Below are 21,636 nucleotides of genomic sequence, written 5' to 3'. Positions count from 1 at the left end.
CACGCGATGCGTGGCCGGGCTACGCGACGAAGGTCGTGACCGCCCGGTTGAACGCATCCGGTCTCGCGACATTCATCCCATGCGACGCACCGTCGATCGTTTCGCGTTCGGCAAACTCGATCCACTGTTCGAGCTTATCGACCGTATTGCGGAACATGCGGGGACTTCTTTGGCCGTCGATCAACAACGTACGGCACTTGATATCGCGCGCGGCTTCCGGCGTATAGGCCGGAAGCGGATCGAGCAACTGCTTCGGCAGCGTGAGCGCGTTGTCGAGCGCCATGCGACGAAAGCTCTCCGGGCTTTTGTTCCAGTACCCCGGCATGCTCACGGAGTCGACGAACATCGACAAGCCGGCGTCGTACTCGCCCCGTTCGATCAGTTCCGCGACCCGGGCGCGCAACACGTTGGTCGCCGGCGGCATGAACGCGGGCTGCCCTCGCGGTTCGGTTTGCAGCGGGCCGCCGGGATCGGCTAGCGTCAGCGTTTTCACGAGGCGCGGATAGGCGCGCGCGAGATGGAAAGCCACGCACCCGCCCCGCGAGTGACCGACCAGATGAACCGGAGCCAAGTCGAGCGCCGTGATGAATCCGGCCATTTCCTCGACGTGCGCCTCCCAGCTGAAGTCGCCGTGTCCAAACGCATCGATCTCGGGCCAGTAATGGCTCAAGCTCGGCGCGAAGCAGCGAAACCGGCCAGACAGCGAAGCCATCTAGGCGTCCCAGTAGCGATAGTCGCAAAGCGAGCCGTGCACGAACACCATCGGCTCGCCGCTCCCGGACTCGACATACGGTATGGCAACACTCGATGCGGTGGACACGAACGATGGCGCGGACGCGCCATAGGCTGAGGCCAGGATCGATGGGCTGGTACGTGCATTCATCAAAGGGCTCCTTTGGCGACACTATCGATGGTGTGCTGGCAAAAGAAAATCGCATAATATTGATGGAATCGATCTACTTTTCTGATACGAACCATCATGGCAACGGAAATGAAAGCGCTCGATCTGGACGTGCTGTCGATGATCATCGCGGTGGCGGACGCCGGCACGATCAGTCGCGCGGCGCAGGTCGTGCATCGCTCGCAATCGGCGGTGAGCATGCAGATCAAGACGCTCGAGACGGCGCTCGGCAAGGCGCTGTTCGTGCGCAAGCCTCGCAGCGTGGTGCCGACGCAGGACGGCGAAATGCTGTTGACCTACGCACGACGGATGATCGCGCTGCGCGATGAAGCGTGGGCAGCGGTGGTTCGGCCCGACGTGACCGGGCGCGTGGTGATCGGCGTGCCGGACGACTATGCGACGTCACTGTTCCCGCCGATCCTCAAGAAATTTTCGGCGACCTATCCGAAGGTGGAAATTCAGGTGGTGGGGCTGCCAAGCGTCGCGCTCGAGCCGATGTTGAAGGACGGCACGGTCGATCTCGTCTGCGCGACGCGCGTGAAAGGATTGCACGGCGAGTTCCTGCGTCACGAACCGATGGTGTGGGCCGCCGCCCCGGGCGCGACCGAGATCTGGCGCGAAAGGCCCTTGCCCATCGCCGTGTTTTTGCCCGGCAGCGTCGCGCGAGAGAAGGCCATCCGGAGCCTCGAGCGTGCGCGCATCACGTATCGAACGTCGTATGAGAGTCCGAGTCTGCTGGGTCTGCTGACGATGGCCGAGGCCGGACTCGCGGTGACCCCTTTGGCCAAGTGCGCGGTACCGGCTCACTTCTCGCTGCTGGGGGCCGCGAATGGCCTGCCGGAAATCGGCACGCTCGAAGTCGTGCTGGCGCGAAGCGCGGCTTCGAAGCGACCTGTGTGCGATTTTCTCGCGGAGCACATTCTCGCCGACCTGAAGAATTAACCCGGAAGACGTCAGGAAGACTCCTCCGCGCCGGCTCGGCACGACGCACACATCCACCACGCAGCCTTCGGCGCAGCGACGGTTTGCGCAACCCCGCGCCACCAGCGTTCACCGCGATGCACCGCAGCCAGATCGAGCCGCTCGCCCATGCGCGGTGTCGACAGCGCGACGCCGCGCGCGAGCGCCAGCCCCGTCACCCTCTCGAACGGCTCCTGCCAGCGATGCATCGCGAGGTCGAAGGTGCCGTTATGAATCGGCACGAGCCAGCGGCCGCGCAGGTCGATATGCGCCTGCACGGTTTCTTCGGGCTGCATATGGACGTATGGCCACATCGCGTCGTACGCGCCGGTCTCGATCAACGTGACGTCGAATGGTCCGAGGCGCTCGCCGATCGCGCTGAAACCATCGAAGTAGCCGGTGTCGCCGCTGAAGAACACGCGCAGATCGTTATCGACGATCACCCAGGACGCCCACAACGTGCGGTTGCCATCGAACAGGCTGCGCCCCGAGAAGTGCTGCGCCGGCGTCGCGGTGAACTCGATGCCCTCGATCACCGTGCCCTGCCACCAGTCGAACTGCCGGACCTTCGCCGCGTCGATACCCCATTCGATGAGCCGGTCGCCGACCCCGAGCGGCGTCAGGAACACCTCGGTACGCTGCGCCAGGATCAGGACGGTCTCGCGGTCCAGATGGTCGTAGTGATCGTGCGACAGAATCACGCCATGCAGCGGCGGCAAATCGTCGAGCGAGATCGGCGGCGCATGAAAGCGCTTCGGACCGAGATTGCGGAACGGCGACGCCCGCTCGGCGAATACGGGATCGGTCAGCCAGAACTTGCCGCGCAACTTCAGCAGCATCGTCGAGTGACCGAGCCGGTACAGGCTGCGATCGGGCGCCGCATCGAGTTGCGCGCGTGTCAGCGTTTCGACGGGCAACGCGTCGGCCGGCACGGTGCCGCGCGGCTTGTTGAACAGCACCGTCCACGCGAGCCCGAGCGTTTTGCGCAGGCTTTGCGCCGGACGCGGCTTGACGTTGCGAAAGCGCTCGCCGTCATGCTGCGGCGACAGGCCGAACTTCGCGCGGCTGCGTTGCGCGGCGTTCACGCCGAGCATTTGGCGGACATAGGCGGGAAGCGACGTCATGAAGTTGACCTTTCTGAGAAAATGTACACCCGGCAGTGTAGTTTATTTTCAAGAAAAGTAAACTGACCAGTGTAAAATTAGGGGATGGAATCGCCTGCCCGTCCCCAACGTCTGACTGACCGAAAGCGCGTCGCGATCGTCACCGCCGCGATCGAGGAATTTCTCGCGGCCGGATACGACGCAACCAGCATGGACCGCATCGCCACCCGCGCGAGCGTCTCGAAGCGCACGGTCTATAACCATTTCCCGAGCAAGGAAGCACTTTTCGCGGCGATTCTCCAGCAACTGTGGGACGCGACCCACGATGGCGATGCGCCCTGCTACCGCGCCGATCGACCGTTGCGCGCGCAGTTGCTCGATCTGCTGGAGCGCAAGCTGAGCCTGCTTAACGACGAGTCTTTCTTGTCGCTGGCACGGGTGGCGATCGCGGCTGGCATCCATTCGCCGGAGCGCGCGCGCGATATGGTCGCTCGCATGGGGGAGCGCGAGGAGGATCTGACCGCGTGGGTCCGGGCGGCTGCCGCGGACGGCCGCATCAAGACCGGGGAGCCCGTCTTCGCCGCACTGCAGTTGCAGGGGCTCGTGAAGGCTTTTGCCTTCTGGCCGCAAGTGGCGATGGGTCAAGTGCCGCTCGATGCCGGCGAGCAGAAGCGGATCGCGGAAGCCGCGGTGGATATGTTTCTCGCGCGTTATGCGTGAGTCGGTTTGCCGGATTGGGTTTGCTTTGGCGTCCCCGCCGAGGTAAGAAGTTCTTTGCTGGAAGACGGCGGTGCGCGCAGCGACCTTCCGCGAAGCAGCACCGGGAGAGCGAACTCTTCCTTTTTCGCAAACGTTTGCTCTGAGGTATCAAGTCTCAGCTTCCGAAGCCGAAAACGCGTACATCGCCTCGAAACTTTGGAGACCCGATGTGACGCGCGTTGTGCTCTTACTTGCCGTAATGTTCATGACAGGCTGCGCACAAGTGCAGCAGCCCACTACGGCTCAAGCCGAGAAACCTGCGGTGTCGAACGTCATCATGAAGTTCGACATTCCCGCCGATGCACTCGGCGCGCGCGATCCGCAACTGGCTACGGTGCTCGCCAAGGCAGGCGCGCTCGCCGCCGCGCAGAAGCGGCCCACGGTGATCCGCGTGACGGCGCTGGGCCAGGACTTCAAGTACATCAACGAGGCGATCTGGCGGGGCGTACCGCAGCAGGGGCTCAAACCCGCGCTCGAAAACCTGACGACCGGCGCGAACCAGACGTACAGCGTGTCGATCCAGCCGCTACGTGCGGGGAGCTGACACGATGCGCCTGATCGCTTTCGCCGCGGCATCGCTATGCCTTAGTTCGGCCGCGTGGGCGGGCCAGCCCGCCGCCAGCGCGCCCGCAACCGCCGCCCCCCCTGCCACCCTGGCCTCCGCGGACAAGGTCTACCCGCCGCTGCCCACGCTCGCGATGCTGCCGCCCTCCACCGGCGACGATGACGACCTCCCCGCGCCGCGCTCGACGTCGCGCAACAAGAAGAAGACGCAAAAGCGCGATTGCCACTGCGCGATGCCGACGCCGCGCCTCGTCGTCTCCGATGAATCGCGCGCCTATCTGAAGGATATCGAGCAGCAGCTCGATTCCGCGCTGGCGCAGTAAAGCAGGACCCGGAGCCCCGACCCATGGATCAGCCCAAGAGCAACGCCCTCCGCCCTTTGCGATCGTGGGCCATCTGCGCCTGGGCGGCGCTGGTGGTCCTCGGCAGTTCGTCCGCGCATGCCGCCCCGAGCGCCGATGATTGCTTCGACAAGGCTGGCGCTTACCAGGGCGTCAATCCGCACGTGCTGCGCGCCGTGGCATGGCGCGAATCGAAAGGCGACGCGACCGCCATCAACCGCAATGCCAACGGGTCGATCGACGTGGGCCAATTGCAGATCAATTCGATCCACTTTCCGGAACTGGCGAGCCAGGGCATTCCGCACCGCGCGCTCACCGACCCATGCGTGAATATCTTCGTGGCCGCCTGGCTGCTCAAGCAGAAGATGGTGCGCTACGGCAACACATGGCGCGCGATCGGCGCGTATCACTCGGAATCGCCGCGCGAGCGCGACAGCTACGCGCGCAGCATTCAGGCGATTCTCGTCAGCTGGGGGCTGTTGCAGCCGGAGCGATGAGGTTCAGGCGCGGGCGCGGCGGGTGTTTGCCAGCGCACCGCGCTCCGCTAACTCCCCGCTGATGCAAGCTCCATCCGCTTGCGCTGCAGGAACCGGCGCACGGCCGGGTCACGCTCGAGACCTATCGCCAGATCGTACGCACTGAGGGCTTGTGCCGTCGCGCCGGCACGCGCGAGCAGATTGGCGCGTGCAGCCCAGTAGGGCTGGTAGTCGGTGAGCCTCGGATCGTCCGCATAAGGCGCCAGCGCATCGAGCGCCGCCTGCGGGCCGTCACGCTCCGCCACCGCGAGGGCGCGGTTCACTGCGACTACCGGCGACGCCGCAATCGAAAGCAGCCCATCGTAGAGCTGCACGATCTCGTCCCAGTTCGGGCGCCCCGTCCGGCAGCGATCCACATGCGCCGATTGCAGCGCGGCCTCGAGCTGAAAGCGGCCGATTGCGTTGAACGCGTTCGCGCGCCGCAGCAGTGCGTTCGCCGTTTCGATCATCGGCGCGTTCCAGGTTGCAGGGTCTTGTGCCGACAGCGGCACGTAGTCGCCAGCCGCATCGCGTCGCGCATCACGCCGGGCCTGTGCAAACAGCATCAGCGCGAGCAGGCCCAGCGTCTCAGGTTCTTCCGGAAGCAGCTCGACGAGCAGTTGCGCGAGATACAGCGCCTCGTCGGCGAGCTCGCGCCGCTCGGTATCGCCGCCGATCGGGTCCGTCCACCCTTCCGCGTACGCCGCATAGACCGCTTCGAGCACCGCGTCGAGCCGCCCGGCCAGCTCCTCGCGCTCGGGCACGCTGAACGGAATGCCCGCTTCGCGGATCTTGGTCTTCGCCCGCACGAGGCGCTTGCTCATCGCGGCGGGCGACATCAGGAACGCCGACGCAATCGTCTTCGCTTCCAGCCCCAACACCACTTGCAGCATCAGCGGCGTGCGAATCGGGGCTTCGAGCGCAGGGTGCGTGCACGCGAACAGCAGCGCCAGCCGCCGGTCGGGCAACGCGTCTGTCGAGCACTCGTCGATTTCGTCGGCGAGAATCAGCAGCTGGTTCGCCACGTCGTCGCCGACCTGGCGATGACGCGCGCCGTCGATCGCCCGGCGGCGCGCAACCGTCATCAGCCACGCTTCAGGACTCGCCGGACAGCCGTGCTCCGGCCAGTCCGCGAGCGCCGCCGCGAATGCGTCGGCGAGCGCGTCCTCGGCCGCGGCGACGTCGCGCGTGCGCATTGCCAGCAGCGCGACGAGCTTGCCGTAGCTGCGGCGAGCGACCGCCTCGGCGATCGACCGCGCGACGCCGTCATCGCCTCGGGCGTCGCGGGACGAGCTCATGCAGACGGCGCTTCGTACGGAGCGGTCCAGACCGGGCGCACCTCCATCACGCCGTGCGCCGCGCCGGGACAGCGCGACGCCCACGTCATCGCAGCGTCGAGGTTAGGCACGTCGATCAGGTAGTAGCCGGCGAGTTGCTCCTTCGAATCGGAAAACGGGCCATCGAGCACCTGCGGCTTGCCGTCGACGAGCCGCACCGTGGTGGCCGTGTTCGAGTGCTGCAGCCGGTTGGCGCCCACCAGAGCGCCCGATTTCTTCAACGATTCGGTGTACGCGTGATAGGCGGCAACGCCTTGCTGCCGCTCGCTGTCGGTCATCTTGTTCCAGCTGTTTTCTTCCGAGTAGATCATCAACAGGTATTCCATTTGAGCCTCCGTCATGGGGTTGAGGCGGATGAATTGCATCGGCCGCCATCACAATGACGCGCAGGCCGCATGCTGATGGACAACGTGCATCAAATAATCGCGCATCGGCGCCAGCAGCCACGCTGCGGTGGGAAAAAATGACCGGATTGCTGCCCGTTCGACCGTGTTTCGTGAAACATTGTCGGGCGCTCGACGCGCGTTGTCGACTCGGGATTCGCTTGCGGCGCAGCGATGTGGAACCGCTGTCCCTTGCCGTTCGATCATCACGGATTGAGCGTACTCCTGCATGCATCGTCGCGTTCGACAATCCGAGGATCAGGCGGCACTGAAACGACCAGCGCGCAGCGCGCCAACCGGGCGATCTCCGCCAGGGCATCAGGCCGGCCCGGTCCGTCTGCGATGTCGCCGATAAGGTGAAGCACCGTATGCAAGCGCGGTATCTCATGCATCATGAACGCATGTCGCATGACATTGCCACTCCCATTCGTCTCGCCTGTTTGATTCACGCAGTTCTCCCTGTTGACGGACCTCGGCCGGGTATCGATCCTTGGTGGACAGTTCAATCAGAACCGATGCCGGATTCCCGCGCCAATGAGCAGCTGGTTACGGCCGGATGACGGCTCCGCGCTGTTGATCACTGCCGGCGCGTCCGTCGAGGCCCGCTGGTAGACCGTCTCGACGTATGTATCGGTACGCGTCGATAGCAGGTAAGCCGCCTGCAAGCCGGCCTGGTGCCAGTGCTGGTCCGAACCGTTCGTATAGTTGTACATGCCGGCAAGCGACAGCGTCGGCATCAGCTGATATTGCGCGTTGACCTCGTAGTTGTTGAACTGCGCCGAAGGAGCAGGGTTGCCGGTGGCCGCATCGACCAGACCGCTGAATGTGGAGCGCGACCACGCTGCTCCGAGCGTAAGGTCGCCGATCGCGTAGTTCGCCCCCACACCGTATGTGTTCTGCGTCTGCGCGAACGCGTCAAACGTGCGGCGAGCACCGCCTGGCACAATGACCGCATCGTACGCACCGGTGCTGGTCGCACCACGCCCGCTCGCATGCAGCCACGCTGCCCCGGCGTTGAACGGACCATTCTGGTAGCTGATGCCAAGGCTATACGCGCGGTTGTTTGCGAACTGACCGGCAGCATTCGATAGTGCGTACATACCGCCAACGGTCAAACCGCCGAATGACGGACTCGCGTACTTCACCGAGTTGCGTGCCAAGTACGAGTTGTTGGCGTTGTCGTTGTCGAACGGATGAGCGAACGCGGTGCCGCCCGCTCCGCCCGTCAGTGTTACCGGAGCGAAGAAGTCGTGGACCGAATCGTACTGATGGCCGAGCGTTACCGTCCCCCACGCGTCGCTGCTCAGCCCGACGTAGGACGGGTGATCATCGAATTGCTCCCCTGTCGTGATCGAGAAGCCGCGTTCGAGCATAAAAATGGCCTTGTTGCCGCCGCCGAGATCTTCGCTGCCCTGGAGTGCCCAGAAGCTGCCGTCGATTAGACCGCTCGTTGCCTTGTACTGCGCATGACCGCCCACGTTGTTCAGCCATGCTAGGCCAGTGTCGAGTTCACCGTACATCGTCACGCTGCTCTGGGCTTGTGCGTTGGTTGTCAAAGCCGCAAGCGCCATTGCGCCAGCTGTGAAACCGTCCAGGACTGCTTTTGTTGTTGTCGACATGCAACCATCTTCCTGAAAGTCGTGAATGGAACGGGCGGGCAGGCGGTTGCCGCCGCGCCCTGCATCAACCGCTGACGCGCCCGGACGTCAGCGGAATCGCCGTGTCAGTACCACCGGCCATAGCGCCGGATATAGACGGTCTTGACGAGTTGGGTAAGCAGCATGTAGCTGGCGATGGTCGCGACGAGCCATCCCCAGTAGCGGTGATCCAGCGCCTGGAACCCAAGCGCCGATGCGAATGGCGAGAACGGCAGCCAGCAGCCAACGAGGATCGCAATGGTCGTCGACAGCGTGACCGGCAGTGCTGCCATGCTCTGCAGGAACGGAATCCGATGCGTGCGCAGCATGTGCACGACCAGCGTCTGCGACACGAGACCTTCGATGAACCAGCCGGAATTCATGATGATCTGGCCGCCGCCATCGGCGTGATAAGCGGCGCCGGCGCCGAACACCGTCCACATCAGCCAAAAGGTCGTGATGTCGAATACGGACGACGTCGGCCCAAGCCAGATCATGAAACGTTTGATGTTGCCGGCATCCCACTTGCGGGGCTTCCTGAGGAATTCAGGGTCCATCCTGTCCCAGGGCAGGAACATTTGCGACAGGTCGTAGATCAGGTTCTGGACCAGCAGTTGCATTGCGAGCATCGGCTCCCACGGCAGGAACGCACTCGCCACCAGCAACGAGAACACATTGCCGAAGTTCGAGCTGGCAGTCATGTTCAGGTACTTGAGGATATTGCCGAACGTTTCCCGGCCCTTGATGACGCCTTCTTCGAGCACCATCAGGCTCTTTTCGAGCAGGATGATGTCGGCGGTTTCCTTGGCGATGTCGGTGCCCGTGTCGACCGAAATGCCCACGTCCGCGTCGCGCAGCGCGGGCGCGTCGTTGATGCCGTCGCCGAGGAAGCCCACCGTATGGTCGTTGGTCTGCAAAGCCTTGACCACGCGGGCCTTCTGCAACGGCGTGAGCTTCGCGAAGACTGTCGTGCACTCGACCGCCGCACAGAGTTCGTCGTCGTTCATCTGCTCGACGTCGCGCCCCAGCACCGGGACACCCGGATCAAGGCCGACGTCCCGGCAGACCTTCGCCGTCACGATCGGGTTGTCGCCCGTGAGCACCTTGATCGTCACGCCATGTTCGTTCAGCGCGCGGATCGCTTCTGCGGCAGAGTCCTTCGGTGGATCGAAAAAGGTCAGGAAACCGCGAACCACGAGGCGCTCTTCGTCGGCGTTCCGGTACTGCGGTTTCGCTTCGGCTCGCGAGATTTCGCGCGTGGCGACGACCAGTACGCGGTAGCCTTCCGCGTTGTATTCCTGCGATCTGACAATCATCGCACTGCGCGCGGCCTCGTCGAGCTCGCAAACGACATCGCCCTGCTGCACCTGCGTGCAGGCTGCAAGCATCTCCTCCACTGCGCCTTTGGACACCATCAGTTGGCTGCCGTCGGCGCGCTCGACGACCACGGACAGACGTCGGCGCACGAAGTCGAACGGCAGTTCGTCGACCTTCGCGAAGTGGGCCTGCGTGGGTGGCACGCCGGCCGCCTCCGCATGGCTCACGATCGCAATGTCAATCAGATTCTTCTGCCCGCTCTGATGGAAGCTGTTGAGCCATGCCAGCTCGAGGATATGGTCGTCGCGGCGGCCCTCGATGTCCAGATGATGTTCGAGGATGATCCGGTCCTGCGTGAGAGTGCCGGTCTTGTCGGTGCACAACACGTCCATCGCGCCGAAGTTCTGGACAGAGTTCAGGCGTTTGACCACCACCTTGCGTCGTGCCATAGCCACAGCGCCTTTCGCAAGATTCGCCGAAACGATCATCGGCAGCATTTCCGGCGTAAGGCCAACCGCGACGGCAAGCGCGAACGTCAGAGCGGAAAGCCAGTCACCTTTGAGCAGCCCGTTGATCAGGAATACGACGGGCACCATGACGAGCATGAAGCGGATCAGTAGCCACGAAACGCTGTTCACGCCGCGATCGAAGCTCGTTTCGATCCGCTTCTGGCTAGTCACGTTCTTCGCGAGTGCGCCGAAGTAAGTATCGGCACCGGTCGCGACGACAACTGCCATTGCCGTGCCGCTGACCACATTGGTGCCCATGAAACAGACGTTCGCCAGTTCGAGCGGATCGGCCGGGCCCGCATCGGCGACATCGGCCGACTTCTGCATCACGGCGCCGAGCGTGTCGTACTTCTCGACCGGCAGTGCTTCGCCCGTAAGCGCGGCCTGGCTGATGAACAGATCGCGCGACTTGACGAGGCGAATATCGGCGGGAATCATGTCGCCCGCTTGCAGCGTAACGATATCGCCGACCACGAGATTGGACATCGGAATCTCGCGCTTCACCGACTTCCCGGCCTTCGACGCACGGCGCACGACGGTAGCCGTGGTCCGCACCATCGACTTGAGCCGTTCCGCTGCCTTGTTCGACCGGTATTCCTGGAAGAAGCGCAGCAGGCTGCTCACCGTGACCATCGTGAGCAGGATGCTCACGCCGGTCCAGTCGCGATCTCCTGCCGCGGCAAAGTAGACGTCTGTGCAATAGCTGATGCCGGCGAGCACGAGCAGCACGATCACAAACGGGTTGTAAAAAGCATGCAGCACCTGGATCAGCGCGTGTGGCGGCTTGTCGTGCGCGACCTCGTTCGGACCCGTGCTGCGCAGGCGCTGTTCGGCATCGGCGTCGACCAGGCCGTCAACGGAGCTTTGCGTATGCAGCAAGGTGGCTTCGATGCTGTTTCCGGCTTCGCTGGCAATCTGCGCGGAAATCCTGTTGCGATCCCTGGACGAGGATGCACTTAGAAATCCCTTCTGTCTGAGACGAGATTCGTGATGATGCGAGGGTTGTTTTTGCATGGATTATCCCGGGCAGGGGCGAGCGCTAGCCGACCCCTGTCGCGGCCTCAAAAGGTTGATGTTTAATGCAGAAAGTCAGCGGAACCGGGCGCGGACTGCGGCCCAACACTTTCCGATCAATGTGATGTTTTGATGCTCGCCGGTACGCAGAGTGAGCAGCGAGTCATAGTACGGGCGTGCCTCTTGAATATGAGGCAGGTTCGATACAAGAAGAGCGAAGTGCATGATGTTTCTCCGTCCGGGCTATGGCCCGGAGCGTCGTTCCGGTTTGCCTGGCCGAAGGCCTGAACCATGACGTCAATGCTCAATGCTCGAGTGACGGGAAACGGTGCAGCCTCCGCTCAGGCGGAAGAAAAACTGGATGGAGGTAAGGGACAAGAGTCACCTTCGGGCATAGGGGGCTCCTTCCTCGTGCCAGATGCACGAGCGCGTTTATTCAATCAAGACCCGTACTGATTACAAGGACCGTACGGACGTGAACGGACAACGCTGCGCGAATCGAAGTGCGCAACGCGGGAAGCACGAACGAGCGCAATGGCGCCGGTTTGTGCGTAGCTATTTGAAGGTGCGAGGGGGGTACTGCGACGAATACTGCGACGCGCACCGGCCCGCCTGATGGCGGGACGGCGGCTTGATGGGGCGGACGTCCTGCCGGTCAGGCGGTCAAACTGCTCGAAGATCGACTACTACAGGGTTCCAAGGCATTAGCCCCAATCGTTGAAAACGGACGAATCGTAAACACCACGAAAGGCTATGTCAAGCAGACCGAAGGAAAATCTGCGAGGAAATGGTTTGGGGAATTTTGAGAGAGTCTCAACCCATGCGCGAGTTCTATTGATTCCCATTGCGACGCACAAAAAAATGGCGCCGCAGGCATTCAGCCCGCGGCGCCATTTCGTGGCGCTACGACGCGAACAACACGCCGTAGCCCGACAACACACTTACATCGTCACGCCGTCGGCGACTTCCTTGAAGTCCTCGATCTGGTCGAAGTTCATGTATTGATAGATCTTGTCGCCGTTGGCATTGAGCACGCCCATGTCGGCCATGTACTCTTCCCTAGTCGGGATCTTGCCCAGACGCGAGCAGATCGCCGCCAGTTCCGCCGAGCCGAGGTACACGTTCGTGTTCTTGCCGAGGCGGTTCGGGAAGTTGCGGGTCGAGGTCGACATGACCGTCGCGCCTTCGCGCACCTGGGCCTGGTTACCCATGCACAGCGAGCAGCCCGGCATTTCGGTACGCGCACCAGCCGTGCCGAACACGCCGTAGTGGCCTTCCTCGGTCAGCTGCTTCTGATCCATCTTGGTCGGCGGAGCCACCCACAGCTTGACCGGAATGTCGCGCTTGCCTTCGAGCAGCTTCGACGCGGCGCGGAAGTGACCGATGTTGGTCATGCACGAGCCGATGAACACTTCGTCGATCTTGGCACCCGCCACGTCCGACAGCGTCTTCACGTCGTCCGGATCGTTCGGGCAAGCCACGATCGGCTCGTGGATGTCGGCGAGATCGATCTCGATGACGGCTGCATACTCGGCGTCGGCATCCGGCGACAGCAGTTGCGGGTCGGCCAGCCACTGCTCCATCGCCTTGATGCGGCGCTGCAGGCTGCGCGGGTCCTGGTAGCCCTGGGCGATCATCCACTTCAGCAGCGTGACGTTGCTGTTCAGGTATTCGATGATCGGTTCCTTGTTCAGGTGCACCGTGCAACCGGCGGCCGAACGCTCGGCGGAAGCATCCGACAGTTCGAACGCTTGCTCGACCTTAAGATCGGGCAGGCCTTCGATTTCGAGAATGCGGCCGGAGAAGATGTTCTTCTTGCCTTGCTTGGCAACCGTCAGCGTGCCTTGCTTGATCGCGTACAGCGGAATCGCGTTGACGAGGTCGCGCAGGGTCACGCCCGGCTGCATCTTGCCCTTGAAGCGGACCAGCACCGATTCGGGCATGTCCAGCGGCATCGTGCCGGTGGCGGCCGCGAAGGCGACCAGACCCGAACCGGCCGGGAAGCTGATACCGATCGGGAAGCGCGTGTGCGAGTCGCCGCCGGTGCCGACGGTGTCGGGCAGCAGCATGCGATTCAGCCACGAGTGGATCACGCCGTCGCCCGGGCGCAGCGCGATGCCGCCACGGTTGCTGATGAAGTTCGGCAGCGTCTGGTGGGTCTTCACGTCCACCGGCTTCGGATAAGCGGCGGTGTGGCAGAACGACTGCATCACGAGATCGGCCGAGAAGCCGAGGCACGCCAGGTCCTTCAGTTCGTCGCGGGTCATGGGGCCCGTGGTGTCCTGCGAGCCGACCGAGGTCATCTTCGGTTCGCAGTACGTGCCCGGGCGGACGCCCTGGCCTTCCGGCAGACCGCAAGCACGGCCGACCATCTTCTGCGCCAGCGAGAAGCCCTTGCCGCTGTTGGCCGGCTGCTGCGGCAGGCGGAACAGCGTCGACGGAGCGAGACCCAGCGCTTCACGCGCCTTGGCGGTCAGGCCGCGGCCGACGATCAGCGGAATGCGGCCGCCGGCGCGCACTTCGTCGAACAGCACGTCGGACTTGACCTGGAACTCGGCGATCACTTCGCCGTTCTTCAGCGCACGGCCTTCGTACGGGCGCAGTTCGACCACGTCGCCCATTTCCATCTTCGACACGTCGAGTTCGATCGGCAGCGCGCCGGCGTCTTCCATCGTGTTGTAGAAGATCGGGGCGATCTTGCCGCCGAGGCACACGCCGCCGAAGCGCTTGTTCGGGATGAAGGGGATGTCTTCGCCCGTGAACCACAGCACCGAGTTGGTGGCCGACTTGCGCGAGGAGCCGGTGCCGACCACGTCGCCAACGTACGCGACCAGGTGGCCCTTTTCCTTCAGCGACTCGATGAACTTGACCGGGCCGCGCTTGCCGTCTTCTTCCGGCGTGATGCCGGGGCGCGCGTTCTTCAGCATCGCCAGCGCGTGCAGCGGGATGTCCGGGCGGGTGGTCGCGTCCGGGGCCGGGGACAGGTCGTCGGTATTGGTTTCGCCTGTCACCTTGAACACGGTGATGGTCAGGCTTTGCGGCACTTCGGGACGGCTCGTGAACCATTCGGCGTCGGCCCAGCTTTGCATCACGGCCTTTGCGTTGGCGTTGCCCTTGTCGGCCAGTTCCTTGACGTCGTGGAACTGGTCGAACATCAGCAGGGTCTTCTTAAGCGCGTCGGCGGCCACGGTGCCCACTTCGGCGTCGGACAGCAGTTCGATCAGCGGCTGGATGTTGTAGCCGCCCAGCATCGTGCCGAGCAGTTCGGTGGCACGGGCGCGCGAGATCAGCGCGCAGGCGGTCTCGCCTTTGGCCACGGCGGCGAGGAAACCTGCCTTCACGCGGGCGGCTTCGTCCACGCCGGCGGGCACGCGATTGGTGATCAGGTCGAGCAGCGTCTGCTCTTCGCCAGCGGGCGGGTTGGTCAGGAGTTCGACCAGCTCGGCGGTCTGCTGAGCCGTCAGCGGCAGGGGAGGAATGCCGAGCGCGGCGCGTGCGGCCACGTGAGCACGAAAGTTTTCAAGCATGGGGGACCTGCTGGTATTTGCGTTTCAGGGAAAGGCTTTTTAGGCACTCCAAGCTGTGCCGGGCACTGCTTCGATCGCGATTTTAATTGCAATACCCCTCCACGGTCAAATGTCTTATGTCTTATATAAGAGTTGGGCCCTGTAAAGCGGCGATGCGCGATGCGCTTCGGGTGCTGTGCGCACGCCTGCCCGCCACCGCAAAAGCACCGACTGTGTAAGCCGTTTCAATCATTCGCCGTCCCTCGAATGCTTTGATTACTGCCCCCGTAACGCCTACAACAGAGGATGTCCGGCGATGTTCTTCCCGGCCGGATTCAACCGGCAGCGGAGGCGCAAATGAGCTATCAACTGATGGGCAGCATCCTCGAAGTGTGCGAATGCAAGGTGCTGTGTCCGTGCTGGATCGGAGAAGATCCCGACAACGGCGTTTGCCGCAGCGCGCTTGCATACCACTACGAGCGAGGCACGATCGACGGCGTCGATGTGTCGGGCCTGACTATCGCGTTCGCGGCGTTCATTCCCGGCAATGTGCTCAAAGGTGGCTGGCGCGTCGCGATGTTCGTCGACGAGCGCGCGAGCGACGCGCAATTCGACGCTCTGGTGAGCGTGCACCGTGGCGAGCGCGGCGGCCCCCTCGCGGATCTCGTGCAGTTGATCGGCGAAGTCGTGTCCGTGGAACGCGTGCCGATCGAATACATGGTCGTCGACGGCAAGGGCAGGATGAAAGTCGGCGAAGCAATCGACGCCGAGTTGGAGCCCTATCGCGGCCCGACCGGCGAGCCGACCAAGCTGGTCGAAAGCATCTTTTCGACGATACCGGGCTCCCCTGCTTTCGTCGGCAAGGCGAACTCTTTCCGCCTGCGGCACGAAAAGCTCGATCTCGACCTCGCCTTGAGCGGACATAACGCCATTCAGGGATCGTTCAACTTCGCGTCGTGAAGATGCAAGCACGCTCGCGGCTGTTCGCGCCGCTCTTCGTCGCATTGACGAGCAGCGCGTGGATCGCGTTATGGGTGTGGGACGCGGGTCCCTATGCGCGTTACCTGCGTCACGCGAGCTGGGCCGAACTGCCGCTCGTCGGCCCGATATGCCGCGCGGTGCCCGGTGCCAGCGTCACCATCGCGGCGCTGCTGCACAGCGCCGCATGGCTGCTGATGATCGCGGCGATGATGCTGCCGAGCGCCTTCCCGCTGTTCGACACCTTCCGGCGGATGACCGTCGCGCGCGAAAACCGGCGCACGCTGATAGCGCTTCTGATCGTCGGTTATGCGACGACGTGGGCGCTGTTCGGCGTAGTCGCGCACGGCTTCGACGCGGCGCTCCATCTGGTCGCCGAGCAAGTTCCGAGCTTGCTTGCCAACGGCTGGCTGATCGGCGCCGCGATCGTCGCGCTCGCGGGCCTCTATCAGTTCAGCAGCCTCAAACATCGATGTCTCGACAAATGCCGCTCGCCGCTGATGTTCATCACCGGGCATTGGCGGGGCAAAAGCGCGCGCCGCGAGAGCTTCGTGCTCGGCATCAGTCACGGCGCGTTCTGCGTCGGCTGCTGTTGGGCGCTGATGTTGCTGATGTTCGCGGTCGGCACCGGCAGCGTCGGCTGGATGCTGGCGCTGGGCGGGATCATGTCGGCCGAGAAGAACTTCCGCTGGGGCAGGTCCATCGGCAAGCCGCTCGGCGTCGCGTTGCTTGCGTGGTCCGCGTGGATCGTCGTACAGCACGCCCGCATCGTCTGAGCCGTGCCCGGCGGTCCGCGTCCACCTGCCCCGTTACCCCTACGCGCTGCCAAAGAATGCCGTGAGTTCGTCGGCGACCGCGCGCGGTTGTTCTTCTGGAATGAAGTGCCCGCAGTGACCAATGGTGCGGCCTTGGACGTCGGTGAAGAACGCTCGCAGAGGGGTCGCCATATCGGCGATGGACCCTTGATCGGAGCCGAGCGTCAGCAGTGGCAAATCGAGCATGCCTCGCTGCTTCAATTCCGCGTTCTGCCGGGCGGACACGTGCGCGGCGCGGTAATACGCAAGGCCGGCGCGTAAGCCGCCGTCTTTCTTCAGAATGCGCAGATATTCATCGATATCGGCTTCAGTGAAAGTATCGGGATTGGCCGTCTTTCGCCGCAAAAACCAGTCGAGGTATTCGCGTTCCTTGCCGGCCAGCAGCACTTCCGGCAGGTCAGGTAGGACGTGAAACGCAAAATGCCAGGTACGCCATGCACGCTCGGGTGAAATCGGCAACGCATCGGGCAAGGTCACGCCGGGGATCCCCGCATCCAGCAGCGCGAGGCGACGGACCTCGTCGGCGAACATCACGGCGTACGGAAAAGCCACCCACGCTCCAATGTCGTGTCCGGCGAGAAAGTACCGGGTCACTCCGAGTTGCCGGAGCAAACCGTGGACATGGCTCGCAAGGGTCTGTGTGTCGTAGCCGTCCATCGGACGATCCGAATCACCTTGTCCGGGCAGGTCCGGTGCGACGATCCGGTAGGTCTTTGCAAGCAGCGCCATCACGTTGCGCCACGCGAACCAGCTCTGCGGAAAGCCCGCGAGCAACACGATCACATCGCCCTGCGGGTTTCCACCGGTGACGTAGTGCAGTCTCAGTCCGTCTACGGTCGCGAACTTGTGCTCGAATCCTTCTAACCCCGGAACGGGCCTTGATGCTGGCAGCGTGCTTACGATTTCGGAACTCCCAGATGGCATGGGCGAGTGAAGTGCTTTCACGAGTGAGACTCCTTTGGGTTGAGTGATTACATCGTTGAACGGCTGTTTCTCATCGGCAGATTACGTTAGGAAATATTTATTTCCTAATTTGGCGAGCAGCACTGGTAACTGATGCGATGCTATATCTTGCTGTGCTTAGTCGAGCAGACGCATGGCCTGCTCCGCCGCCGCCATTATGTGCGCCCGGGGCCGCCCAACTTTGCCGACGACCCTCAAACCTTGCGTCAAACTCAGCAGGGCGCGGCCGGTAGCGTCCGCATCCACGGCGGACGCGATCGAACCGTCTGTCTGGCCCAGCCGGATCAGACGGCACAACAGACGCTCCGTTCGCTGCAAAGAAGCGGCGACATGACCCGCGACCTCATCATCGAAAGCGAGCAGATCGATTGCGCTTCCGACTACGAGACAGCCCCGCTTGCCCTCGTCGCCAACTGCGGACTCGGCATAAAACCGCAGAACGGCCCGCACCTTGTCGCGGCCGGTTTGCTCCGCGTCGAGCAGGCTTTGCAACTGGCCATTTCGTAGACGGATGTAGCGCTCGAGCGCGGCAAGGAACACCGCTCGCTTATCAGTGAACGCCTTGTAGATACTGCCGGCCGTGAGGCCCATCGCGGCACCGAGATCGCCAAGAGACGTCCCTTGATAGCCGCGTTCGCGAAAAATCCGGATTGCGCCGTCCAGCGCGATGTCCATATCGAATTCGCGAGGACGGCCTGGAGCTCGAGGCTGTCTGGCAGGATGGTGGCGTGTGGTCATGGCGCGATTATAGGAAATGATCATTTCCTAATCAAGATGTCCCCGGGTGGACGGTTGTGAGAATCGCGAACTCGGGGTGCGTCGAGCCGTGCAAACCCTAGGGTAAGGCGCTTCCTTCGGGCGAGTTTTGTACGGCATTCTTACTGTATGGCGCGAGGTGAGACCTTATCGACAGCAGGCCGCAATGACTTCCATTGGCGGTCACTCCCTGGGCGACGCGCTTCGCGCTTCCCATACGCGTTGGCTGTCCCACACGCCTAGCTCAATCGCACGCTGCAGCATTCCGACTGTAATTGGCTTTATTTTTGTAGTCCTTCACGCCTCTGAGTTTTAGAAGATACCGGGCAAGAATCGAAAATGGCCAAACGCTGAATCCTTCCATATTAAAATATCTGAGAAATTCGAAGTCGCCGGGTTGAACGTTAAATGTTATTGCGAACGTGTTGATAAGCTTGCTCGCATCGTCGCCCGTGACGCCAAAATCGTCTTCTAAAGAACTGAATGGCTTTATTGCTATTTTGGCGGAATTCCGATTTTCTCCCGCAAGAATTCCTCCAGCTCAGCCGAAACTTCCGGTGGTGGCATCATTTATAATTCCAAAGTGTTTGCAAGCTTCTTCCGTTGCGATGCAAATGAAAAGTGTTTCGTTATCGACGGCCCTTCCGCCATAGATATATGTATTGATCTTCTTTTTCGAATTATTGCTTATGAGCTGCTCGTATTCGTTCACCTGTTTGGCGCTCTGCTTGCGTTACGGGCATCGCCTGGTGGCGCGTTGCATCACATCGATTAATGTCGTTACCGCGCGATGAGAGTGATCGTTTTTACTCTGTGCGGCATATGATTCCCCTACTCTTTCGAAGAATTGGGGTAACGCGCTCTAATGTCATTTCTGAAAATATTTTTGGGCCGACTTCTGGGAGTTTCTTGAGTCTTTTTTCAGCATACCCTATATCCTCGGGGGAATTTGCAAAATGCTGTCAAGTTGCACATCCTCATTCCGACCCAAATGGCGTCGACCAGAAATGCGGGCCGTTAGCCTGGCGGTTCCAACATGTCGGTCCATAGTTGCGCATACCGTTTTCCCCGATTTACTTTGGAACACTCGCTATTTGTCGTTGTGAGCTTGTATCGGGTCGACGTGCATCACCGTTTTAAGCACGACGAAAGTTGTGCACAGAAGAGGTGGCTAAGACGGTGGACAAGTTTTGCACGAATGCCTGCTTGCGCTGCTAACCCACCCCGTCTCCAGGAAACGTCGGGTTCGGAGCGGCCACTTGGGACGATCGGCTGCGACGCAGCCCAGCGAATCCGGTGTAGTCTGACGGTATGGTGCTCATTTCGGAGGCGGCATGGAACGGGAGCTAAAGCTGCGCGTTGCGAACGAAGATCTGGGCAAGTTGCGTAACGCGTCGATACTGGCGCAATCGGAAGCCACCGCGGGGGCGCCTCGCCTGCTGACGAGCACCTATTTCGATACGCCCGAGTTTTCATTTCACTGGTGCGGGGCTTCGCTGCGCGTGCGCAGCGTCGGCAAGGAGAAAATCCAGACGCTGAAGCTCGAAGGATCGGCCAAGGCGGGGCTGTTCGACCGGGACGAGTTCGAGATGCCCGTGAATAGCGACACGCCCGATCTGAAGCTGCTGTGCGACCAGATCCCCGAGAACAGCGACTGCGGGAAGCTGATTCACGACGACACCGTTCCCGCCCAACTGAAGCCAGTGTTCGTCACGCGGATCAACCGCTCGGCGTTTGAACTGCGCCAGCCGTCCGGAGACGAACTCGAGCTTGCTCTCGACGAAGGAACCATCGAGGCGGAGTCGGGTTCGGTGCAGCTCGCCGCCGTGGAACTGGAATTGAAACAGGGCGATCCGGACATGCTGTACCGCGTCGCGCTGGAAATGCTCGAAACCGTGCCACTCCATATCGATCGTAGCAGCAAGGCCGATATCGGGTATGCACTGCTGGTAGCCGAGCACAGAGAGGCGGTGAAAGCGCAACCGGTGCAACTGGACAAGCGCGATTCGATCGAGGATGCATTCTGCGTCATTGTGCGCAACTGTCTGGACCAGGTCCACGCGAATGAACTGGGCGTCGTGTCGGGCCACGATCCATCGAGCGTCCATCAGATGCGCGTGGGGCTTCGCCGCTTGCGTTCGGCTCTCGACCTGTTTGCGAAGGTCATCCCCGCCGCTCCCGGCTTCGACGAGGAGTTGCGCTGGATTGCCTCGGAACTCGGCACCGCGCGCGACTGGGAAGTGCTCGCGGGATCGACGCTCGAACATGCCGGCGCCGACGGCAATACGGACGAGATCCGCCCCGTCAGAGAGGCCTGCGAGCAGAATGCCGTCGACAACCGGCAGCGCGCGGCGGCCGCGGTCGAATCGGTTCGCTATACGCGGCTCGCGCTCCAGTTGGCGCTCTGGTTGAGCCGCAAGGGTTGGCGAGATGAGATGTCCGACGAACAGCGCGACGTGATCGGCAGCCCAGTGAAGCCGTTCGCCGCCGATGTTCTGCGCCGTCGGCACAAGAAACTGATCAAACGTGGCAAGGGTTTGGCCGATCTCGACGATCACAGCCGTCACCGCGCCCGCATCGCGGCGAAGAAGGTTCGATACGCCACCGAGTTCTTCGCGTCGTTATGCCCGCGGCGGGTCGTCCGCCACTATGTCGAAGCGCTCACCGCGCTTCAGGACGATCTCGGCTGGCGCAACGATGCCGTCGTCGCCGATCAGCTGCTGAAGTCGCTGCTGACGACGGCGCCCGAGGCCGCCTCGGGCGCGGCCTTCGCACGCGGCTTTCTCGCGTCACGGGTCGCTGCCGATCATCGGACGTTGAAGAAGCTGTGGAAGCGCTTCAAGCTGCTTTCGTCACCGCACTGATTGTCCGAACAAACGCGACCATACCGCGCGCACGCGGCGCGCGCGATCCTCGAACAGGTACGACGCAGCGAGCGCAAACAGGCCGGACATGATCCCCGTCGCGATGTGTTCGAGAGCGTGAAAGCGGTAGTGGCTCAGATGAGAGTAGGCATCGCCGATGGCGGTCAGGCAACCGACGAGCAGTGCGTTGCTATAGCGATTCCCGTACCACTTCGCCGCCGGCGTGAAGGTGAGCAGCAGCGCGAGCACACCGGTGAGCAGCCCGGTCTTGAATGCGATCGCCCAGTGCGTGAGGCTCATGACGTTGCCCCAGCTCCCCGGCATACAGGTCATGCACGCGCTGGTTGGCTGCCAGAAACGCTGGACAAGCAGTTTGAAGCGGCGTTTCCATGCGCTTCCCATGATGTACTCCAC

Annotated in this window: 19 protein-coding genes and 1 pseudogene; 8 read left to right on the top strand and 12 right to left on the bottom strand. The window is 62.4% G+C overall.

Annotation, left to right across the window (positions count from 1 at the left end; genetic code table 11):
- Positions 1 to 19: 19 nt before the first annotated feature.
- Positions 20 to 883 (bottom strand): annotated as a pseudogene (locus tag AB3X94_RS13545) (alpha/beta fold hydrolase).
- Between the two features lie 108 nt (positions 884 to 991).
- Here AB3X94_RS13545 and AB3X94_RS13540 point away from each other — a divergent pair.
- Positions 992 to 1,843: a LysR substrate-binding domain-containing protein gene (locus tag AB3X94_RS13540; RefSeq protein WP_176111970.1), complete on the top strand. Its 852-nt coding sequence runs from the start codon at positions 992 to 994 to the stop codon at positions 1,841 to 1,843.
- A gap of 11 nt (positions 1,844 to 1,854) precedes the next feature.
- Here the strand turns inward: AB3X94_RS13540 and AB3X94_RS13535 are convergent, their stop codons facing one another.
- Positions 1,855 to 2,985 carry an MBL fold metallo-hydrolase gene (locus tag AB3X94_RS13535; RefSeq protein WP_368611798.1) on the bottom strand — a complete coding sequence of 377 codons (1,131 nt, stop codon included), beginning with the start codon at positions 2,983 to 2,985 and terminating at the stop codon, positions 1,855 to 1,857.
- A gap of 84 nt (positions 2,986 to 3,069) precedes the next feature.
- Between AB3X94_RS13535 and AB3X94_RS13530 the strand changes: the two genes are divergently transcribed.
- From AB3X94_RS13530 to AB3X94_RS13515, 4 genes are all read left to right on the top strand, one after another.
- The gene (locus AB3X94_RS13530) at positions 3,070 to 3,684 is read left to right on the top strand and encodes a TetR/AcrR family transcriptional regulator (protein ID WP_176111285.1); all 615 of its coding nucleotides are present in this window, start codon (positions 3,070 to 3,072) and stop codon (positions 3,682 to 3,684) included.
- A 208-nt stretch (positions 3,685 to 3,892) separates the two neighbouring features.
- A complete protein-coding gene (locus tag AB3X94_RS13525; protein ID WP_026228832.1) occupies positions 3,893 to 4,267 on the top strand; it encodes a hypothetical protein in 375 nt (124 codons plus the stop codon).
- A gap of 4 nt (positions 4,268 to 4,271) precedes the next feature.
- Positions 4,272 to 4,610 (top strand): hypothetical protein, encoded by a 339-nt coding sequence (locus AB3X94_RS13520; RefSeq protein ID WP_368593535.1) that lies wholly within the window; start codon positions 4,272 to 4,274, stop codon positions 4,608 to 4,610.
- Positions 4,611 to 4,633: 23 nt separating this feature from the next.
- Entirely contained in the window at positions 4,634 to 5,125 is a 492-nt protein-coding gene (locus AB3X94_RS13515) for a lytic transglycosylase domain-containing protein (protein ID WP_368611797.1), read from the top strand.
- Between the two features lie 47 nt (positions 5,126 to 5,172).
- Here the strand turns inward: AB3X94_RS13515 and AB3X94_RS13510 are convergent, their stop codons facing one another.
- The 6 genes from AB3X94_RS13510 to acnB form a co-directional block, all read right to left on the bottom strand.
- Positions 5,173 to 6,441 carry an RNA polymerase sigma factor gene (locus AB3X94_RS13510; RefSeq protein WP_368611796.1) on the bottom strand — a complete coding sequence of 423 codons (1,269 nt, stop codon included), beginning with the start codon at positions 6,439 to 6,441 and terminating at the stop codon, positions 5,173 to 5,175.
- Positions 6,438 to 6,806 (bottom strand): YciI family protein, encoded by a 369-nt coding sequence (locus AB3X94_RS13505; protein WP_176111289.1) that lies wholly within the window; start codon positions 6,804 to 6,806, stop codon positions 6,438 to 6,440. Before AB3X94_RS13505 ends, AB3X94_RS13510 begins: the two co-directional genes overlap by 4 nt.
- A 263-nt stretch (positions 6,807 to 7,069) precedes the next feature.
- The gene (locus AB3X94_RS13500) at positions 7,070 to 7,312 is read right to left on the bottom strand and encodes a hypothetical protein (RefSeq protein WP_176111290.1); all 243 of its coding nucleotides are present in this window, start codon (positions 7,310 to 7,312) and stop codon (positions 7,070 to 7,072) included.
- A 57-nt stretch (positions 7,313 to 7,369) separates the two neighbouring features.
- A complete protein-coding gene (locus tag AB3X94_RS13495; RefSeq protein WP_176111971.1) occupies positions 7,370 to 8,434 on the bottom strand; it encodes a porin in 1,065 nt (354 codons plus the stop codon).
- 152 nt (positions 8,435 to 8,586) lie between these two features.
- On the bottom strand, positions 8,587 to 11,340 hold the full coding sequence (gene mgtA, locus AB3X94_RS13490) for a magnesium-translocating P-type ATPase (protein ID WP_368611795.1): 2,754 nt from the start codon (positions 11,338 to 11,340) through the stop codon (positions 8,587 to 8,589).
- A 941-nt stretch (positions 11,341 to 12,281) separates the two neighbouring features.
- Positions 12,282 to 14,867 carry a bifunctional aconitate hydratase 2/2-methylisocitrate dehydratase gene (gene acnB / locus AB3X94_RS13485; RefSeq protein ID WP_176111292.1) on the bottom strand — a complete coding sequence of 862 codons (2,586 nt, stop codon included), beginning with the start codon at positions 14,865 to 14,867 and terminating at the stop codon, positions 12,282 to 12,284.
- Between the two features lie 336 nt (positions 14,868 to 15,203).
- Here acnB and AB3X94_RS13480 point away from each other — a divergent pair, with 336 nt between their 5' ends.
- Both AB3X94_RS13480 and AB3X94_RS13475 read left to right on the top strand, forming a co-directional pair.
- The gene (locus tag AB3X94_RS13480) at positions 15,204 to 15,806 is read left to right on the top strand and encodes a DUF1326 domain-containing protein (RefSeq protein ID WP_368611794.1); all 603 of its coding nucleotides are present in this window, start codon (positions 15,204 to 15,206) and stop codon (positions 15,804 to 15,806) included.
- Positions 15,807 to 15,808: 2 nt separating this feature from the next.
- Positions 15,809 to 16,600, top strand: a complete 792-nt coding sequence (locus tag AB3X94_RS13475) for a DUF2182 domain-containing protein (protein ID WP_368611793.1) — start codon at positions 15,809 to 15,811, stop codon at positions 16,598 to 16,600.
- 39 nt (positions 16,601 to 16,639) lie between these two features.
- Here AB3X94_RS13475 and AB3X94_RS13470 read toward each other — a convergent pair whose 3' ends face one another.
- From AB3X94_RS13470 to AB3X94_RS13460, 3 genes are all read right to left on the bottom strand, one after another.
- Complete coding sequence (locus tag AB3X94_RS13470; RefSeq protein ID WP_368611907.1) at positions 16,640 to 17,422, bottom strand: alpha/beta fold hydrolase; 783 nt, start codon at positions 17,420 to 17,422, stop codon at positions 16,640 to 16,642.
- A 297-nt stretch (positions 17,423 to 17,719) separates the two neighbouring features.
- Entirely contained in the window at positions 17,720 to 18,277 is a 558-nt protein-coding gene (locus AB3X94_RS13465; RefSeq protein ID WP_368611792.1) for a TetR/AcrR family transcriptional regulator, read from the bottom strand.
- Positions 18,278 to 18,602: 325 nt separating this feature from the next.
- Positions 18,603 to 18,851, bottom strand: a complete 249-nt coding sequence (locus AB3X94_RS13460) for a DUF1493 family protein (RefSeq protein WP_368611906.1) — start codon at positions 18,849 to 18,851, stop codon at positions 18,603 to 18,605.
- Positions 18,852 to 19,692: 841 nt separating this feature from the next.
- Here AB3X94_RS13460 and AB3X94_RS13455 point away from each other — a divergent pair.
- Positions 19,693 to 21,222: a CYTH and CHAD domain-containing protein gene (locus tag AB3X94_RS13455; protein ID WP_176111296.1), complete on the top strand. Its 1,530-nt coding sequence runs from the start codon at positions 19,693 to 19,695 to the stop codon at positions 21,220 to 21,222.
- Here AB3X94_RS13455 and AB3X94_RS13450 read toward each other — a convergent pair.
- On the bottom strand, positions 21,211 to 21,624 hold the full coding sequence (locus AB3X94_RS13450; RefSeq protein ID WP_176111297.1) for a hypothetical protein: 414 nt from the start codon (positions 21,622 to 21,624) through the stop codon (positions 21,211 to 21,213). The genes AB3X94_RS13455 and AB3X94_RS13450 overlap by 12 nt on opposite strands.
- Between the last annotated feature and the right edge of the window lie 12 nt (positions 21,625 to 21,636).

The organism is Paraburkholderia sp. BR10923 (assembly GCF_040948765.1).
In the GTDB taxonomy this organism is placed as follows: Bacteria; Pseudomonadota; Gammaproteobacteria; order Burkholderiales; family Burkholderiaceae; genus Paraburkholderia; species Paraburkholderia youngii.
This window is presented reverse-complemented; position numbering and strand designations above follow the sequence as displayed.